The organism is Stenotrophomonas maltophilia group sp. RNC7, assembly GCF_030910085.1.
GTDB classification, from domain to species: Bacteria; Pseudomonadota; Gammaproteobacteria; order Xanthomonadales; family Xanthomonadaceae; genus Stenotrophomonas; species Stenotrophomonas sepilia.
This window is the reverse complement of the sequence record NZ_JAVFVN010000403.1, coordinates 1-506: the sequence shown is the minus strand read 5'-3', so window position 1 is coordinate 506 and position 506 is coordinate 1. Positions and strand designations below refer to the sequence as shown.

Annotated in this window: 1 protein-coding gene; it reads left to right on the top strand. The window is 52.6% G+C overall.

Features of this window, described 5'->3' with window-relative positions:
- The coding region (locus tag RCF13_RS06825) for a DUF6351 family protein (protein WP_308141004.1) at positions 1–506 on the top strand (506 nt) is incomplete at both ends.

The window sequence follows — 506 nt, the reverse complement described above, 5'->3', positions numbered from 1 at the left end:
CCACACCACCTGATGTTGCGAAGACGACAACATCGACTGGATCCTCCGTTAACTTTATCGTTCGAGTTGAAACCGGAACGATAAATCGCGGTATATACCAGACGGCGATTTTGCATGATCCTGTAAAGGATTCTCCTCTAACGCCTTTCACGCGCCCGGCGGGATGGAATGGCGAGGTCGTTTATCCATTCGGTGGCGGTTGTAATCCGGGCTATCGTCAAGCAACGGCTTTAGGTGGCACTTACAAGACTAGCCTCTACGAACTGAGTCAAGGTTACGCGGTGGCGTCTTCTACGCTCAATGTTTGGGCAAACAATTGCAATTCCACGTTGTCTGCCGAGACCGCGATGATGGTGAAGGAGCGTTTGGTTGAGGTCTATGGTGTCCCACGCGCAGTCATTGGTAAAGGCGGGTCGGGAGGTGCAAAGTCGCAGTTCATGATTGCTGATAACTACCCAGGTATCCTCGATGGGATTCTTCCCGGTATCCAGGCTGGAGGGCCGGAT